Genomic DNA, 16,570 nt, shown 5'->3' with positions numbered 1-16,570 from the left:
TCCAAGTGCGACCAGCTGTGAAACCATTTCGTTCCTGGCAGAACAGGGCGTGACACATGGGGAGCCGGGACATGCCCTTACCGGAACAACCCCGTTACATATACAATGGCCGGTTTCTCGGGGAGATCCCGGTAAGCATGCAGCGGGGTTGTTCCGGTAAGGGCATGTCCCGGCTCCCCATGTGTCACGCCCTGTTCTGCCAGGAACGAAATGGTTTCACAGCTGGTCGCACTTGGACCGTTTACCTGTTTGACTGTTATGCCCTTTTTCTCCAGAACCTCTTTTGCCTTTAAAAGGGTTTTAAAGTTAGGAGTTGGCTCCATGCTTCTCCTTTCCTTTGATAGCTGAAAGTTCGGGAAGGTTGTGACACCTGCTATGTTAATCCCTGGAAGCTCGGCCAGTTGGAGAAGCTCTCCATCCAGCTTTTCCAATTGAAAACCACCCTGCTGACCGGGATAAATCATATCGCCTTCTGCATACACCCTGAGAAGTACATCCTGTACCATTCCTGATTGAACAGCCGCCTCAGAAAGCTGTCTGGCACGTTCAAGGGAAAATAAGGTAATGACTTCCGGATTCCACGACAGCACTTCCGGCCACTGATTTTTCCCCGGCTGAACCAGATGGCCGACATTTCCGATTTTAACTCCGCCTTCTGCCAATGTTTTGGCTTCGTCGAATTCAACAGCCACTGCCTTTTCGATGCCGTGCTCTGCAATAAGCTGACCTATAAAAGGAAGCCTCCCAAGCTGCTTGCTCATGAAATAAAGCGTAAAGTCATGATTTTTCGCCGTTTTTGCCAGTGCTTCTACATTTTCTCCGAGTATATCGAGGTCAATCACGTACGTATTCGGGGGTATTTGCCCGCTTTGATGCAAGATGACACCTGATTGAATCAGCTTAGGATTTCTGCGCTTTGTTACATCTAAAAACATTGAAGTTTCCCCCTTTATTTACGGGTATCAACGATGGTGCACTTCTTTTGCAAGAGGTATCACTTTTTCCAGAATGCCGATGATCGTGTCCGCTCCTGATTTCATCGGATTGATGCGCAGTCCATATTCCTTCAGCTCGGGCTGTGCTTCCAAAAAGCTGCCGGAAACGCGGTAAATCATCGGGATAATTTCATATTTTGATTCCGCCCCAACCGGATGGGTGGCCGCTCCATGCTCGTCACTGATGCTGATCACACTTTGGGCAATCGGATCTTCCAGCTCTACAATGACATTTTTGGATTGGGCATTCGTCATATAGGCGGCGCGAATTCCGTTCACAGCGCCTTCATTCAGACGGCGGCAGAGCTCTTCCACCTGCTCGTTTTGAATAGCCAGCGATACAGGTGCAAAGGTCATCATTCTTAAAAGCTCCATGGCTTCATAGCCCTGAACCTGGCCTCCGCCCGAGTAGTTATAGTGATGCACCCGTTCTATGGCGTCTTTTTTGCCGGCAATGACCGCAATCCCTTCCGGCCCGAGAAGCTTGAACCCGGAAAAGGTTGAATAATCCGCTCCTAATTCCACGCCAATTCCCTTTGTCTTCAATGCGCAATAATTGTCATCCACTACGATTGGAAGATCCGGGCGTTCTTCCTTCACGGCTTTGATGACTTCGGCCAATTGATAGTGATCTGTCGGCTGCTGACGGGCATGCTGAATGTAGAATACTTTAGGATTTTGATTAGTTCTGATGGCCGTTCTGATTTCCTCAAGATGGTTGTAATCTGCCTGGACTGTTTTAATGCCCAATATCCTTAACGTTTCCTTTGTCGTCGTATAAACAGGTGCCGTGTGAATGAACATTTCATCTCCAGGAGTCAGAAGCATGCTTAGAATATTGCGGATCGCACCTGTTCCGGCTCCCCTGACAAGGGCACAGTCTTCTGTTTCAAAGAAATCCGCCAGAACTCTTTCCACAAGATACGTCTGTTCCGGCCGCTTATATTTCGGAGAGACACCAAGGTCTCCCATCGAAAGAAATTGCTTGCCCTTGAAATAGCGGCTCATTCTGTCTACCAGTTTAAATTGTTTTTCCTGTGCTTCCTGTATGGATAAGCTTGGCAAAACTGAATTTGCATACTTTAATTCAGCTCGGTTGTATGTGGACACTATGATCGCTCCCTTATTGAAAAAGCTCTGGATGGATTAACGGTCAGGAATTGATGAAGAACGCTATCCGGAACTCCGGACTTCTTCAATTCTGGAATAAACGTCTCAAGCACAAGACCGTAGCCAGGGCCTCCGTGCTTCTTCCAATGCGATTTGCGGGTTAAGTCTGCTGAAAGAAGAATTTGCTTTTCAAACCCGCGGTTTATGAAATCCAGGAGGAAAGCGGCTCTCTCTTCATCGGGACGGTAATTATTTTTTCCGATCGTATCAAACGCGATATAGGCTCCTGTTTCCAAAACAGCTAGAACCTCGTCTTTATTCGGGTTGAGGTCCTGATGGCCGATGATGATCTGATCAGCCGGAAGGCCATGCTTCGTCAGCAGCTGCACCTGTTCAAGCCCGAGTGTTCCGAGAGTTGTATGGGTGGTCACCGGAAGCCCGGTTTCGATACCGGCTATAGCGGCACCAATTAGGAGCTCACGTTCGATTGGCTTCATTTCATTTTTGCTTGTGCCTACTTCCCCGATGACACCCGGAAGTATGCCCGTATCAGCAATCCCTTCCCTGGCTTCTTTTATAAAATGCTGTGCAAACTGCTCCGCTTTCCAGCCGTCGGCAAAATGGGGGATGTAAGGATCTTTATAGAAGCCTGTACATGTAATAAGGTGAACCCCTGTTGCCTCGCTCAGCCTTTTTAAGGCAAGAGCATCCCGGCCCATGCCGTCATTCGTCACTTCTACCATTGACCTTCCGCCGAGACGATAGAAATCCTCCAGTTCCTCACGCATGCCCTGTTCATCATCCAGAATAGTATCCGGATCTTTTTTTACTCGCGAAAGATCAATGGAGAGATGCTCGTGAGCCGAGCAAATCCCCAATTCTTCCGGAGCAATTTTTCCAAGTACGGTTTGTATCATGGCTGTCCGCTCCGTTCTCTTTATTTGTTTTTTTACTGAGGTATGTTCATGATTCCAAGTGCAACCAGGATATTGGCAATGATTCCGACTGCAATGGCACCCACAGGGCCGACCGCAATGCGGACAATCGGGCGTCCTGCCGCTTCATTCAGCAAATAGAATCCGGCAATGAAGAAGAATCCGAACCCTGGTGCAATCGCATTGGCAGCGTTCGCCCCGCCGATTAATAGGGCTACTTCCAAAAGCTTGGTCATCGCACTGCGGATATTTTCTCCGGAATTACGGACACCGGGATATTTATCAAGGAATCTCGCAATTGAGCTTAATAGCATAACTTCAATGAAAATAATAATGACACCGCCGATTAAGGCTATCCAAACATTCGGGGAGAAAAATCCGACAACGAAGATGAGTGTAAATCCGACCGGGCTGTATACACCTGTTGCGATCGCTGTACTGGCAACAAGCGGAATAAAGCCGAGCGCACGGGCAGCCGCAGCAATTCCGGCATCTGTTGCTTTGCCTTCCGCTAATAGATTAAGAGAAATCGGATCTCCTGCCATGATCCATAGATTCGTAGCAGCAGCAATGAGACCGCCAATAATCATAAAGAACACGACATTTTTTCTGATTTTAGCCACTTTGTCACTGAATACTGCTGCAAGGTCGATGGAAGAGCCTTCTTCTGCCTTTTCCTTCATGGCAAATACAAGAAGGAAGATCATTCCTGTAATAAGGGCCATTCCTTCCTGGTTCAGTGTTACTGTGGTTCCTGAAATCGTAAGGACTCCGCTTTCATTCAGCCAGACAGCCAGCTGTCGGATCAATGCGGATACGATAAACGTAATGACCCCTTTTTTCACACTGAACTGCATGGCAACCGCAAGTGCCGGGAATGCCATAAATGTAACAACGACCGGTGTTCCAACCGCTCCCATAGCTTCCAGGAAATTAAGCGGCAGATAATCGAACAGCTTCACAAATCCCTCGAGTCCGATTAACAGTCCTGCTCCATAAGCACCGCCAATCACTGCCGCAAGCGGGGTTCCCCATTTATTTTTCGGTGTCAGCAAACCGATAATATCTGTTCCCAGCAGGATACTGTGAACGAGGATAATACTGGCCGAGAGTGTAAAAGGTATTCCAAACCCGATTACCAGCCCGAAGCTCATCGCAAAGGCAGTGAAGGCAAGGTCCCGTCTCGTCATCCGCCCCTCCACGTGTTCGGAGACAATTGGACGAAGCCCATCATTAAAAACCGCAATGTTCATATTGGCCAAAACAGCAGCAACGGCACCAATCAGGATAATTAATGTCATTTCCATTTCTATTTCCCCCTCAATTAAAATGGATTAGCCTTTATTTTTTAAAGCTTTAATAATCATAGGCACTGCGGCTTCTTTGTGGTCAGCTGTAAAACCGAATGCTTTCTTCCCTTCGCTGACAGCGGTTACAATTTTCTCCTCAACAGGCTTTTTCCCCGGCATGGAAACCGTCTCGCAATTTGGCTTGCCGAGAAGGGCAATCGCCATGGCTAAAGCTCCGCCGCCTCCTGTGTGGCAGGCTCCTACATAATAATCTGCCTGTCCTGTCTTAACAGCCATCGCTGCTTCCAGATCTGACTTGACCATCGTCGTTATGCTGCTGTCAATCTCTTTTATTAAGCCCTCAATCTCTTTTTTATCCACCTGACCGCCAACTACAATTTTCATCTTAATTTCCTCCTTTGTTGATTTGCAGTACATTAGTGTAATGTATGAGCAGAAAATCGATTTCCTCTGGGGGGAGCTGATTCTTCCATTGCTGCTGTACAAAATCGATTTCCTTCATTGCTATGGATGCTTCCGGTGACTGTTTAACTTCATCCAGCAAGGCAGGATGGGGAGCCTCGACCTGTTCACCCTTTTCAATTCTCGCCAGAGCTGTCGGCAAATGGGTGAAAAGCATTTCAGCTCCGGCTATGGCATCTTTTTTCAAGTGTGACTGTAAATGCATAAAAGCCAATGTCGTAATATCAGCGGCTTTTGTGCTGACAACAGACGAGCTTAATAGGATTTCCATTCTTTCTTTGAGTTGGTTTATATCCATAGTTTCATCCCTCCAAAATACAGTATTTAGTATATTAATAGTGCTAAGAAACTAGAACTTCAGTTTCTTAATAGTGAGGATACTTTTTTCCTTCCTCCACCAGTCTTTGGGTCTCTTCCACTTTATTAAACAAGAGAAGCTGGATTTGTTCCCTGATATTTGTTCTTTCACTTTCTATGACAATAGCTGCTCTGGTTGCTTTTATGGCCAGTTCCTTTGCCTTTTTCGATTTAAAGTCAGAGGAGGCAAACGTTTTTAGTGCCCTCGCTTCATCCGCGTTCCAGACTGCTGCATCAATACTGCCGTTTTTCAGCATGTTGAAAAGCTGCATATAGTCCACCTTTATCAGTTCAACCTTGTGCTTTTCACATTCAAGGAGGGTAATATTAGCCTGGTCGGCAGATGAATAGTCAATTCCGATTTTCATGCCATCTGAAATCTCTCTGTTTTTGCTATCTGAAAAAAAGACTTTATGGGACGTTACATAGGTCTCCGGTCCAAGTGTATGGAGGATTTCCAGGCCCTCAAACTCCTGTACTGCCTCTTCTGCCGCCAGCTGGGACATGATGGCAAAATCGTAGCGCCGGGTTTTTAATGATTCGATGCGCCTTCTCGCCCCTCTCATATAAGCAAGGCCTGACTTTTTATTGATTTCCTCAAACCCTTCGACAATACCAGTCGCCAATCCCTCATACTTTCGGGAATAAGGCAGCGGCATTACGCCCATCACCGGTCCGATGCCGGCAATCTCATACAGCAGGTTGATGTCCCTTTTTTTCAGAAAGGTCCCAAGATGCCCCCTGGATTCAAGAGATATGGCATGCAAATCCTCCAGCACTCTTAATGCCCCCTGCACAGTCCCGCGGCCCAATGATAGCTTTTCCGTAAAATCACTTACCCGCGGGATTCTCTCTCCCTCTGAAAACTGAATGAGCTCCTTTGCAATAAACTTGGCAGCCAGCCCATTCTTTGAATATAAACTTTCCCAAATACGGCTCATATTGTAATACCTCTTTACTTTTGATCAATATACGAAAAACTGTATATTATAAGTTTAGCTGTTATGGTTTGTTAATTCAAGAGTTTTCTAACTTTTCCGCAATTAATATTGCTTTCCTTTATTCTCCCATGTGTCCGCGGTGGAATTCAACAGACTCATTTACGTGTGAACTCCCCATCTAATTGAAAATTTGTTTCCTGAGCAGGGTTCGGATTACATTGCTAGGATTTCTACTTCATCTGTCCGAAGGGGCATCAAGTTCGGACTCGATCGCTGGTTTATCCTTTTTTTGTCCAAATGCGAACCCCTCCATTCAGTTATCAGCTCTAATTAAAGATTGGTACGTTAGCAGCAATCCCAATTATAAAGAACATCTGTAAAATTCCTATTCCGCAAATCCTCTTCCTTGATAAAGAAGTTGGCAACACCGCTGTCCCCAAACATCAGCTCAATATCATCGTCCGTATCCGCCTGGAATAGCAAAATCGTATAATCACCTGTTGGGTCACCCTTTTCTCTGGGGTCCTGCTGGGTGAAGTAGGGGTAGCCGCCAATTTTATGGCCCTCTGCACCTAATTCCTCGAAGTAAAGCTCATGTAAATCCTCATAGTCTGGATGATCGATGGATTCGAATAAGTCAATATTGACCAAGTCCTCAAATCGAAAATCATCGGCAGGTACAGGAGCAATCTTAAGGCTGAAAATCATCTTTGCTTCCTGCACTATCGGTTCATATTCATCACCTAAATCAGGCATATACAAAAAGTCATTTACCAGGTCTGACTCATCTTTCAGGATATTGGGATGATAAACAATCCTGAAATTCTTTTGAGCAGCCGGGTTATCAAAATCAAGTCCGTACATATCATCAACCGGCGAGAGATAGAATTGAAGAATTCCGCTCTCAGGCATTGGCTCGACGTGAGGAACTTCTTCGAAATTGATTTGCGCAAATAGATTCATATAATTTCCCTGCTCATCCTTTGGATGTTCACTCATTTTTGGAAGATAGGGCTTTCCTCCGAACTTGCTTTCAAAAAGTGTGGTCTCTCCTCTTTCTGCATGTATGCTGACAAACGGTTTCGCTGTTTTTTCTAATTCGCTCCGATATTTTTCAAATTCTTTAGGCAGCTTTAAGGTTTGATTTTCCATGCTTTTTTCCTCCTGTGTCTCTTTATTTTTATTGATAAATTCATCCAAATATTCAGCTATGTATTGCGCTAACTCCGTTGTTATTTCTTGTGAAGATTCATCCAGAAGCTCCCCGAACAACTTGCTTCCAGGGATCTTTTTCGATACTGGCATTCCTAGAAAAAAGTATTCGCACTCCCAAATTTTAATGACTTTCAAATCTATGAGATTCCCTCTTTTTTCAGAAATCCCCAGTGAAATGGAGGATTTGTATCCAGGCTGGAAAACATCTCTTCCCTCCTGATCAAATTCAGCCTCCAGTTTCAGGCCATTCTTTGAAAAAACCGCTTTATTCTCTCTTAGAATCTTTTCAATTTGTTCTTTTATTTCCTTTTCAATACTATGGATCTTCCTCTTTAACTCTGAAGTGAATGTCTTATGGAGATATTTCATAAAATCATCTTCTCTCATCAAAAATAAACAGAATATATGTAAATTCGCCAGCCTCATCAATTCTTCCTATCTGCAGAAAAAAAGAGCTGCTATAAAGCAGCCCGCATCTTCCTATAAAATACTTTTAAAACCCCTCGCCTGCTCATCAAGCTTTCTTGCAGCTTCCCCGATATCTTTAAATGCAGATACAGCCTGTTCATTAAGAGCCTGGTTTTCAGTTATGCCTGACTGTGATTGCAGAGTTGCGTCACTAATTTTGTTGATTTCATCTGATATTCCTTCGATGTGGGCATTGACTTCCTGTATGGAGTCCTGTACCAGGTTTGCGAGCTTTCGCACTTCTCCGGCAACGACGCTGAAGCCTCTGCCATGTTCGCCGGCAACGCGCAGGAATTCAATAGCTGCATTTAATGCCAGCAGGTTGGTTTGTGCCGCTATTTCACGGATTGTTTTTACGATGCTGCCGATGGATTGTGCCTGTGATTTGAGAGAATGGAGGATTTCCAGATTCCCTTTGGACTCATGAACGAGCTTGCCTATTGCCTGAGCAGCCTCTTCGCTTCTTTCAATTCCAGCCTTTGCTTTTTCACTAAGGGCTTCTGACATTGCCTGAAGCTGGAATGCTACCTGCGCTGTATTCGTTTCCCTTTCTGTAATATCTGTAGCAACCTTTACAACACCTTCTACTCTGCCATCATTCCCAAATACCGGTGTGTATGTTGCTTCGAGACAGATAAGATCTCCTTGCTTGGTGACACGCTGAATTTTTTCCTGAAAGCTTTTGCCATTGCGCAGATTTCTCCAAAGCTCCTGATATTCCCTGCTGGCAGCAAATTCACGGGTGCAAAATTGCTTATGCATCATATTTGGCATCTCTTCTGCCCGATATTTCATAGTACGGGCAAAATTTTCATTTGCCCACAGTACTTTCCCGTTCCCATCAAATTCAATCATGGCCAGAGAATTTTCAATGGCTGCCAAAACAGCCTCTTTTTCAAGAACCTGTGTGCTTTTAAAGTGATTAGGCTGATAAGTTGTTAGCATGCTCTTCCTCTTTTCAAAAAAGATTGTCAGAACATATCCCTACAAGAGGACTGGTCCCCTGTAAGTGCTGGCCGGTTGCGCTACTAGCTCGAATTCAATAAAGCGCCCAATTCCCCTTGAATTCTCATTGCTTCCAACTTGTTCCGTCTATAAGACTATAGTACTAGCACCGGTCTGGCATCACAATTTTCAATGCTCTGCTTTCCTTTATGCTGAAAATTCAAATAATTAATTACTAAGGCCCATGATTCCCATAATTAGTAAAAGTAGAATGGAACTGTAAGAGATGATAAAGAAGGGATGGATTTATCTGAAAAACAAGCTGATTGCGTTATCATTGGCATCTGCTTTAAGCTTTTCACTTTTTCCGGAAAGAAGTTTTGCGGAGCAAGCTGCTGCGGAAAACCAGGCTATAATACCTGGTGCGCACACAGTAACGGAACAATACTTTGACGGTGTGGACAACAACTGGCTGACCACCAGGAATCCCCTCCAATATCAGCAGGCAACCCTTTACGGCAACATTGGTCTTGCCCCTTATCTTTGGGGAAATGCTGCGGAAGGAACTGGATGGCATCAAATGTACATACCTTCTTCTGTAACGGGAACACAAGTAAATGGTATTTTTGAAGATGCCCAGTTTGTCATAAGGGTACCAGATCACTTGAATGGCCGGCTTGTTGTTTCGGGAATCCCGGCTACAAGAAATGAAACGTCGACCGACCTGCTTTTCAGCGATTATGTCCTGGAAAAAGGATATGCTTTTGCAGCGATTGATAAAGGTACACAGGGTGAGGCTGATTCAGCTGATCCATTTGCAAAAGCAAAGAATGCCTTAGCCGATGAAGATGATAGTGTAGCAGAATGGCATCAGCGGTTCCGGCAGGTTACGAAAGCCGCAGAGAAGTACTTAGTCAGCCATCATTCTGATGGGCTGATCGATCCGGCAGATTCTTCTGACCCGGCGAGCGATTTAGTATCGGCAGAGCATAAAATCCCCACATATGCGATGGGAATTTCCAATGGCGGATACGTCGTGCGCTATGCCCTTGAAAATGACCATCCGGAGAAAACCGGCGAACCGCGGCTTTTTGATGGAGGAGTCGATTGGGAAGGCGTGTTATGGACGGAGAAAAAGCCTAATTTAATCAGTTCCCTGACCACCGTTGTGAATCATGCGGAAGAAGCTTTGTATGGAAGCGGCAAAAAACAGCAGAAAGCCATGAAAGAGCTATACAAAGCAGGATTGCCTAAAGGATCGGAAAAACTGTGGGCCTATCATGATCAGGTATACTGGTTTGTTTCGCTGAATATCTATCGGGACCATTTCGATCCGGAAGCCCCAGGCCGTACGCAATGGAGGAATTACCTGAACTTTGTGAATGGCGTGAGAGACCGTTCCTATGATTCTATCTTTGAAGATTATAAGTATATGACCCGGCCGAAGGAAGTGAAAGAAAATATTAAGGTAGTGGCCAATACTGGAGATATAGATGTGCCGCTCATCTCTTTCACTGGTTCCCTTGATTCGCTGATATTCCCGGAGATTCATGCAAAGGGATATCAAAAGCTGGTCAAGAAAGCCGGGAAGCAGGATCTGCATCGAATGTATACCATCGAGAACGGCAACCATGTTGACAGCCTTGTCTGGAACAGCTCGACCGATCCGGATAAAGAACTTCAGCCTCTATTGCCTTACGCTCACCAGTCATTCGACCTGCTTATCGACTGGGTGGAAAACGGAAATGCTGCTCCTGAGAGCAAAACGGTCAATGCTCCGGAAAACCCGGTTAAGGTTATTGATCTGAAAACGGGGCAGGAACGGGATCCCCGTTAGGTTGAAATATTGAAGGACCTTTTTCGTGGAGTTGTATATTTCGGGGAATTATCTAAAGTTTTACCGTTAGATTATTTTAGCTGAGGAGGCTTAACTCACGGGAACTTTTAGACATTACTTTTGATATCCTGCAAATTCATTTTACTGACATTCCAGAAGGGGTTCTCTGTTAGTCTGTATTTCTCCATTTACTTCTTCTTATTAAAGGCAACGAAATAATCGAGTATAAACCTTTATGGATTTTTACTCGATTATTTCAATTAAACCCTACTATTTTGGAAAATTTCTATCAGATGAGAAATTAACTGATTTTCTCTAAACTTTCATATTGCAGACTCATCTTAAAAAATTGTTCAAGCTGTCCAATTAAGTCCTGGAATATCGGGTGTTCATGATACATAAAGTCATTGTGTTTTCCATCGATGATGAAAAGCTGCTTCGGTTCTGTTGCTGCATCAAAAAAATGGAGAGATTCTTCTACCGGATGAAGAAGATTGTCTTTTCCATGTCCAATAAATAATGGGCATTCGATAGAAGAGGCTGTTTTATCAGCGTTCAGCTCAATGATAGATTCAGTGAACTGTAATTGAGTTTGTTTGCCAAATGGTGATAGCGGTGCAAGTTCTTTTTGTACATAATCATTTGTAGCAGGATCTAACGGATAATGAATAAATGGATCCTCATATTTTGAATTTCCAGTTGTAACGCGAAGAATACGGTCTGCTTCGATCATGTTTTTGATTTCCATCCATTCAACATAGGAATGGATGGACTTCAGCCATCTTTCCCCATTGTAAAAACCGTTTAGAGCTGCCACCGCTTTTACACGTTTATCTGCTGCTGCAACTCGGACAACGTTCGAAGCACCCATGCCCCAGCCAATTAACCCGATATTTTCAGGATCTACTTCTTCCTGGGTTTGTAAAAATGTAATCGCATTCCTTACATCCTGCACTTGCTCATCCAAAATAACTCTTCCTTGCTGTCCTTCACTTCCTGCAAAACCCCGATAGTCAAATCCCAGGCATACATACCCGAGCTCAGTCAGGCTTCGCGCAAATAACCGGGGGTAAAATTGATTAAAGCCCTGATATCCAGAATTCGGAATAATAGCCGGCCGTTTCTCACCTTGCTGATAATCATCTGGCAGATAAATAGTCCCATCCAGTTTTAACCCTTCACTATAAAAGCTAATTTGACGTTCTTGCATGATAAATCCCTCCATATTTTTTATTTATGTTTAATAATGAAGTTAACTCATGAATGTTCAAAAGGTTTTCCATTTCTTGTATACATCGGTATATTTCATCACAAATTTTATGTCCTGCAATTGGCTCTACCAGATTATAAAACTTATTCTTTTTTTCAATTGATGATAGCGGAAAATCATAGTCTCCCTTTGCTTGATGGACACTTGAGGAAAAGATATGGCCCCTGCTATCTTCAATTTCTATCCTGCTAAGAGCCTTTTTAGGAAATTGCTGATCTAATACATCACTAATACAGATTTCAATCCTGTCCATCGTATTTAAAATTTCTGGATTGCCTAGTTCGTTCAATACCTGGTCAGGTCCAACTTCTCCTGTTACTAAATAGGCTGCGAACGGAAAAGTGAGATTATATTGAGCTTCTTCCGTATTATTTGGATGCTTTCTGCTTAAAGAGGCTGCTTCAGTAAACGTATAAATTTTAACCTTATTAATTTCCGAATTTGTTAACGCATGCTTCAGCATTAACTCCTTCAAAGCCTCTATTCCCGGCTGCGCCCACCTGCAGCATGCATAAGGCTTATAATAAAGCTCCTCTACCCGATATACCTTTCCCAATTCCTGCAAATAAGGCTCCGCCTCCACTGTTTCAAAAAGTGAAGGAATACCGGTAAACCCCTCCTTCGCAAGATAGGCAGCACTTATTCCTGTCATGCTTCCCCATCCAATTCCATCTTTGAGCATAGAAGGGTGTTCGATGCAGCGCATCATTGGGGAATAGGTTGATTGGTATTCGGCAATTCCCAGTGCATGGTTTATTTCATTTCCTGTTAACCCCATGATCCGCCCTGGTCCTGCTGCAGCTCCGATGGCGCCCCAGGAGCCTGTACAATGGTATTCAGGACGGAGCTGATGTGTAAGAATGCCTGCCCTTATTGCGATTTCATAGCTTATCAGCAGTGCAGTCATGAATTCTTCACCGGAAATATTGTACTCCTCTGCGGCTGCAAGAACAGCTGGAAAAACAATTGCACCCGGATGGCCTTTTACAAGGCGATGACCGTCATCCATGTCCAGCGCATTCGCAGCGGTAGCATTGACTAATGCAGCTCCTGATGCACTCATTTTTTCAGGAGCTGAAAGCACAGAACTTCTTCCGGTTCCCCACTGGCTGTCCGCAAATTTTTTCACCATTTCAAATGCAGCAGTCTGTGTCCCTGCAAGAGTGCAGGCAATAATGTCAGCAAGAGCCTCTTTTAAGGCTTGTTTGCTATTTGCATGAACGGAGCTAAATGATTCAGCCCTCAAATATTCCTCAAGCTTTCCAGAGAAATCCGCCAATGAAATCACTTCCTATATAGTGGGTTTTTATTTCACTAACCCCTGCTCTTCCAGCCAGCTGCGGCTTACTTCCGTGATATCCTTATGTTCCACATCAACCGAGTAATTTAAAGACATCATCGTTTCATTATCCAGAAGGCCGGCTAATTTGTTCATCAGTTCAGAAATCTCAGGAGATTTTTCAGCAACTTCCTGTCTCACAACAGGAACCCCATTATATGCCGGGAAAAATTGCTGATCATCTTCTAGAATTACAAGATCGAAGCCCTTAATGCGGCCATCTGTAGCAAAGCCCACGGAAACATCAACTTGCCCATCCTTTAGTGCGTTATATAGCAATCCGGAATCCATTTTCACAACATTTTTGGAAGGAAATTTAAATCCGTAAAGTTTCTGTAAGCCTTTCACTCCATCTTCTCGTGCATAAAATTCAGCATTCGAAGCAAACTTTAATTTATCAGGATCATCATTTACCATTTTGGCTAGATCCGAAATAGTTTTTACACCCATTTTTTCTGCAGTATCTTTCTTCATCAAGATCGCATAGGTATTATTGAAATTCGCTTTATTTAACCAGGTGATTCCGTGTTCCTTATCATTTTCTTTAACTTTTTCATATGCTTCGTCCGGATCTGTTTCTACTTCCTGTTTTTGATAAACGACTAATCCAGTGCCAGTATATTCCCAATAAATATCAATTTGCCCATTTTCCAAAGCAGACCGGACAACAGCACTTCCCATATTGCTTGCTTCCTCTACATCAAAACCGTTTTCTTTTAAATAAATTGACGTAATTTTGGACAGAATCTGCTGCTCAGTAAAATCTTTACCGCCTACTGCCACTTTTCCCTTTGAATCACCTCCACCGTCTTCACTGTTTGCTGATGAACTTCCACAAGCGGTTAGTGTTGCCGCCACAATAATTGCTAGAAGCAAATAGACAAATCTCTTCACTGAATTTCCTCCCTTAACTCTCATCGCTATGCTGCTTCCAGTGTTCTTTGAAGCCCGCGCGGAACGATTATTTTTTCTAACTTCCCCAATAAAACATCAAGAAGGACGGCTAATAATATGACTGGAACTGCTCCTGAAAGCATTATGCCAGTATCATATAATGAAATTCCCGTAAATATTAGATCCCCTAAACCGCCACCTCCAATTAAAAATGCTAAAGCGCCTGTTCCCACATTAATAACAACAGAGGTACGGATACCAGCCATGATGGCATATAGGGCGTTTGGTAATTCAAGCTTAAAAAAGATTTGCTTAGATGTCATACCCATCCCTTTTCCAGCATCTATGATTTGCGGATTTACATTCTCAATTCCTGCAACCGTATTTCTCAGGATAGGCAGAAGAGAATTGAACCATAATGCAAAAATAGCCGTTTGCCAGCCTAATCCAAAGTAGCTCATTACTAAAGCCAATATGGCTAGACTCGGAACCGTTTGACCTATATTCGCAAAATTTAATACGATCCAATCAAGCTTCTTGAACTTTGGCCTGGTTATTAAGATTCCAAGAGGTACTGCGGTCGCAATTGCAAGTGCTGCGGATATTCCTACCAGTTTAAGATGCTGGCCAGTTAAATACAGAAGGTCCTTTGGGTTGTCGATGATGAATTGAAATGCCCCAGTAAAGTATGCCCAGCCTAAAATGGAGATTACGACTAAGTATAGACCTGCCTTCACTATTTTTTCGGTCTTTTTCCCAGACAAACTGTCACCCCCTTACCTTACAATTGATATATCTTTTGGGTGCACTTCTGTGAATAAATTAAAATCAGAGACACACAGTACACCTAACTTCTTATTATGATCATCTACCACACAGACTTCTCCATTTGGAGCAGACAATAAGTGTGATAAAGCTGTTTTCAGGTTCTCATTTACAGAAATCACCTGTCCATGCCACTCGCTGTTCAATCGGCTTTTTCTAAATCCGTCACTTAAGACCATTAAATCTCTTACTTTTAACAAAGTTAACCTTTTCAGGGCACGATCATCTCCAACGAAATCACGAACAAAGTCGTTCTTCGGATTAGACAGAATTTCATCAGGCGTGCCAATTTGCTTCAATTTCCCGGCATCAAAGATGGCTACTTTGTCGCCTAATTTAATTGCCTCATCTATATCATGGCTTACAAATAGAATGGTTTTTTTCATTTCCTTCTGAATCCGCAAAAACTCATTCTGTAAATGGTCACGAATGACCGGATCAAGTGCTCCAAAAGGTTCATCCATTAGCATAACAGGGGGATCAGCGGCCAATGCCCGGGCAATCCCAATTCGCTGCTGCTGGCCACCTGATAATTCAAAAGGGTAACGCTTTTGAAACTGCCCCGGGTCTAAACCCATCATTTCCATTAGCTCACTATAACGATTCTTCATTCGATTTTGATCCCAGCCCAGCATCTTGGGAACAACATTTATATTGTCTTCAATGGTCATGTTCGGAAACAGCCCATTGTGCTGGATTACGTATCCAATGGACCTTCGAAGCTTGATGATATCCATGGAATTGATATTTTTTCCATCAACCTCGATACTTCCGCTTGTAATAGGAATTAAACGGTTTACCATTCTAAGCAGCGTTGTTTTTCCACAGCCTGATGGACCAAGAAATACACAGATTTCTCCTGGTTCAACATGAAAATTAATGTTATTGACGGCTGTCACCTTTTTGTCAGCGCTTTCATAAACTTTCGTAACATTCTGAAATTCAATCATTCTACTTCACCTTCTTTCATATAGTAAATCCCTCAAGTTTTTTTCAGTCCATATGCTTTAAGATTTGATACTTACACCAGAAGAAAATCTTTTCTGAATTTTTCCTAACAAAACATCAATTGAAATAGCTAAAATTGAAACCGATATTGCCCCTACCTGGATCATTACTGCATAGCTTGTTGAAATACCTCGGGCTATATACCCGCCTAGCCCTCCCGCTCCAATGTAAGCAGCTATTGCGCCAATTCCAATGGTCAATACAATCGCCATCCGCACACCTGCCATAATGACGGGAAACGCCAGAGGAAGCTCCACCTTTATTAGTCTCTGAAAGGTTGTCATTCCCATACCGATTGCTGCGTCTCTTACATTCGAATCCACATTTTTTATCGCAATATATGTGTTTCGAATTATAGGCAGCTGTGAATACAAGATTAAAGCAACTATTGCCGGCAAAAATCCTATTCCCTGATTAATTAGCGAGAAAATAGGAATCATAATCCCAAACAATGCAATACTTGGTATAGTCATTATGATTCCTGCCACGGCCAGAACCAGATCTGCTAAACTCTCTCTCTGTGAAATATAAATCCCAAAAGGCACCCCAGTAATTATCGCGATGCCTACTGCAAGCCCAACTAATTCGATATGCTCCAAGGTCATCTCTAAAATCTCCGGCCAGTTCGTTTGGACAAATTCTAGAATCTCCAAATTCTC

16 protein-coding genes and 1 riboswitch are annotated in these 16,570 nt (G+C 43.5%); of the genes, 1 reads left to right on the top strand and 15 read right to left on the bottom strand.

The window, feature by feature from the left end; translation table 11 throughout:
- Positions 1–77 precede the first annotated feature (77 nt).
- The 9 genes from ACEQ1T_RS15620 to ACEQ1T_RS15580 all read right to left on the bottom strand — a co-directional run bounded on the left by ACEQ1T_RS15620 (position 78) and on the right by ACEQ1T_RS15580 (position 8,738).
- Entirely contained in the window at positions 78–935 is an 858-nt protein-coding gene (locus tag ACEQ1T_RS15620; RefSeq protein ID WP_370223672.1) for an alanine racemase, read from the bottom strand.
- Between the two features lie 27 nt (positions 936–962).
- Entirely contained in the window at positions 963–2,105 is a 1,143-nt protein-coding gene (locus tag ACEQ1T_RS15615; protein WP_206840594.1) for an aminotransferase class V-fold PLP-dependent enzyme, read from the bottom strand.
- Positions 2,105–3,022, bottom strand: a complete 918-nt coding sequence (locus ACEQ1T_RS15610; RefSeq protein ID WP_370223671.1) for a phosphotriesterase — start codon at positions 3,020–3,022, stop codon at positions 2,105–2,107. Before ACEQ1T_RS15610 ends, ACEQ1T_RS15615 begins: the two co-directional genes overlap by 1 nt.
- A gap of 32 nt (positions 3,023–3,054) precedes the next feature.
- Positions 3,055–4,347: a YhfT family protein gene (locus ACEQ1T_RS15605; RefSeq protein ID WP_370223670.1), complete on the bottom strand. Its 1,293-nt coding sequence runs from the start codon at positions 4,345–4,347 to the stop codon at positions 3,055–3,057.
- 27 nt (positions 4,348–4,374) lie between these two features.
- Positions 4,375–4,734, bottom strand: coding sequence for a DUF2620 domain-containing protein (locus ACEQ1T_RS15600; RefSeq protein WP_370223669.1), 360 nt, complete (start codon positions 4,732–4,734; stop codon positions 4,375–4,377).
- Between the two features lies 1 nt (position 4,735).
- Entirely contained in the window at positions 4,736–5,110 is a 375-nt protein-coding gene (locus ACEQ1T_RS15595) for a PRD domain-containing protein (RefSeq protein WP_370223667.1), read from the bottom strand.
- Positions 5,111–5,177: 67 nt separating this feature from the next.
- Entirely contained in the window at positions 5,178–6,110 is a 933-nt protein-coding gene (gene yhfZ / locus ACEQ1T_RS15590; RefSeq protein WP_370223666.1) for a GntR family transcriptional regulator YhfZ, read from the bottom strand.
- Between the two features lie 345 nt (positions 6,111–6,455).
- Positions 6,456–7,262, bottom strand: coding sequence for a YwqG family protein (locus ACEQ1T_RS15585; RefSeq protein WP_370223677.1), 807 nt, complete (start codon positions 7,260–7,262; stop codon positions 6,456–6,458).
- Between the two features lie 543 nt (positions 7,263–7,805).
- Positions 7,806–8,738, bottom strand: coding sequence for a methyl-accepting chemotaxis protein (locus ACEQ1T_RS15580; protein ID WP_370223665.1), 933 nt, complete (start codon positions 8,736–8,738; stop codon positions 7,806–7,808).
- A gap of 60 nt (positions 8,739–8,798) precedes the next feature.
- Positions 8,799–8,882, bottom strand: a riboswitch (cyclic di-GMP riboswitch).
- Positions 8,883–9,024: 142 nt separating this feature from the next.
- Between ACEQ1T_RS15580 and ACEQ1T_RS15575 the strand changes: the two genes are divergently transcribed.
- A complete protein-coding gene (locus ACEQ1T_RS15575; RefSeq protein WP_370223664.1) occupies positions 9,025–10,575 on the top strand; it encodes an alpha/beta hydrolase in 1,551 nt (516 codons plus the stop codon).
- Positions 10,576–10,876: 301 nt separating this feature from the next.
- Here the strand turns inward: ACEQ1T_RS15575 and ACEQ1T_RS15570 are convergent, their stop codons facing one another.
- The 6 genes from ACEQ1T_RS15570 to ACEQ1T_RS15545 are packed head-to-tail and all read right to left on the bottom strand — an operon-like array spanning position 10,877 to position 16,516.
- A complete protein-coding gene (locus tag ACEQ1T_RS15570; RefSeq protein WP_370223662.1) occupies positions 10,877–11,785 on the bottom strand; it encodes an alpha/beta hydrolase in 909 nt (302 codons plus the stop codon).
- Positions 11,766–13,124: an MmgE/PrpD family protein gene (locus ACEQ1T_RS15565; protein ID WP_370223661.1), complete on the bottom strand. Its 1,359-nt coding sequence runs from the start codon at positions 13,122–13,124 to the stop codon at positions 11,766–11,768. Before ACEQ1T_RS15565 ends, ACEQ1T_RS15570 begins: the two co-directional genes overlap by 20 nt.
- 27 nt (positions 13,125–13,151) lie before the next feature.
- Complete coding sequence (locus ACEQ1T_RS15560; protein ID WP_312886219.1) at positions 13,152–14,078, bottom strand: glycine betaine ABC transporter substrate-binding protein; 927 nt, start codon at positions 14,076–14,078, stop codon at positions 13,152–13,154.
- Positions 14,079–14,104: 26 nt separating this feature from the next.
- Positions 14,105–14,842 carry an ABC transporter permease gene (locus tag ACEQ1T_RS15555; RefSeq protein ID WP_206840613.1) on the bottom strand — a complete coding sequence of 246 codons (738 nt, stop codon included), beginning with the start codon at positions 14,840–14,842 and terminating at the stop codon, positions 14,105–14,107.
- 12 nt (positions 14,843–14,854) lie between these two features.
- Positions 14,855–15,853 carry an ABC transporter ATP-binding protein gene (locus ACEQ1T_RS15550; RefSeq protein WP_206840615.1) on the bottom strand — a complete coding sequence of 333 codons (999 nt, stop codon included), beginning with the start codon at positions 15,851–15,853 and terminating at the stop codon, positions 14,855–14,857.
- Between the two features lie 57 nt (positions 15,854–15,910).
- On the bottom strand, positions 15,911–16,516 hold the full coding sequence (locus ACEQ1T_RS15545) for an ABC transporter permease (protein WP_370223676.1): 606 nt from the start codon (positions 16,514–16,516) through the stop codon (positions 15,911–15,913).
- Positions 16,517–16,570: the final 54 nt, after the last annotated feature.

Origin of the sequence: Cytobacillus sp., from assembly GCF_964223445.1 — a bacterium.
Classification (GTDB): Bacteria; Bacillota; Bacilli; order Bacillales; family Cytobacillaceae; genus Cytobacillus.
This window is presented reverse-complemented; position numbering and strand designations above follow the sequence as displayed.

Bases quoted from the DNA above. Each gene is read 5' to 3' on its own strand.
- ACEQ1T_RS15575 (WP_370223664.1), top strand. From the start codon at position 9,025: ATGATAAAGAAGGGATGGATTTATCTGAAAAACAAGCTGATTGCGTTA.
- ACEQ1T_RS15620 (WP_370223672.1), bottom strand. From the start codon at position 935: ATGTTTTTAGATGTAACAAAGCGCAGAAATCCTAAGCTGATTCAATCA.
- ACEQ1T_RS15545 (WP_370223676.1), bottom strand. From the start codon at position 16,516: ATGACCTTGGAGCATATCGAATTAGTTGGGCTTGCAGTAGGCATCGCG.
- ACEQ1T_RS15580 (WP_370223665.1), bottom strand. From the start codon at position 8,738: ATGCTAACAACTTATCAGCCTAATCACTTTAAAAGCACACAGGTTCTT.
- ACEQ1T_RS15605 (WP_370223670.1), bottom strand. From the start codon at position 4,347: ATGGAAATGACATTAATTATCCTGATTGGTGCCGTTGCTGCTGTTTTG.
- ACEQ1T_RS15610 (WP_370223671.1), bottom strand. From the start codon at position 3,022: ATGATACAAACCGTACTTGGAAAAATTGCTCCGGAAGAATTGGGGATT.
- ACEQ1T_RS15570 (WP_370223662.1), bottom strand. From the start codon at position 11,785: ATGCAAGAACGTCAAATTAGCTTTTATAGTGAAGGGTTAAAACTGGAT.
- ACEQ1T_RS15550 (WP_206840615.1), bottom strand. From the start codon at position 15,853: ATGATTGAATTTCAGAATGTTACGAAAGTTTATGAAAGCGCTGACAAA.
- ACEQ1T_RS15595 (WP_370223667.1), bottom strand. From the start codon at position 5,110: ATGGATATAAACCAACTCAAAGAAAGAATGGAAATCCTATTAAGCTCG.
- ACEQ1T_RS15600 (WP_370223669.1), bottom strand. From the start codon at position 4,734: ATGAAAATTGTAGTTGGCGGTCAGGTGGATAAAAAAGAGATTGAGGGC.
- ACEQ1T_RS15585 (WP_370223677.1), bottom strand. From the start codon at position 7,262: ATGGAAAATCAAACCTTAAAGCTGCCTAAAGAATTTGAAAAATATCGG.
- yhfZ (WP_370223666.1), bottom strand. From the start codon at position 6,110: ATGAGCCGTATTTGGGAAAGTTTATATTCAAAGAATGGGCTGGCTGCC.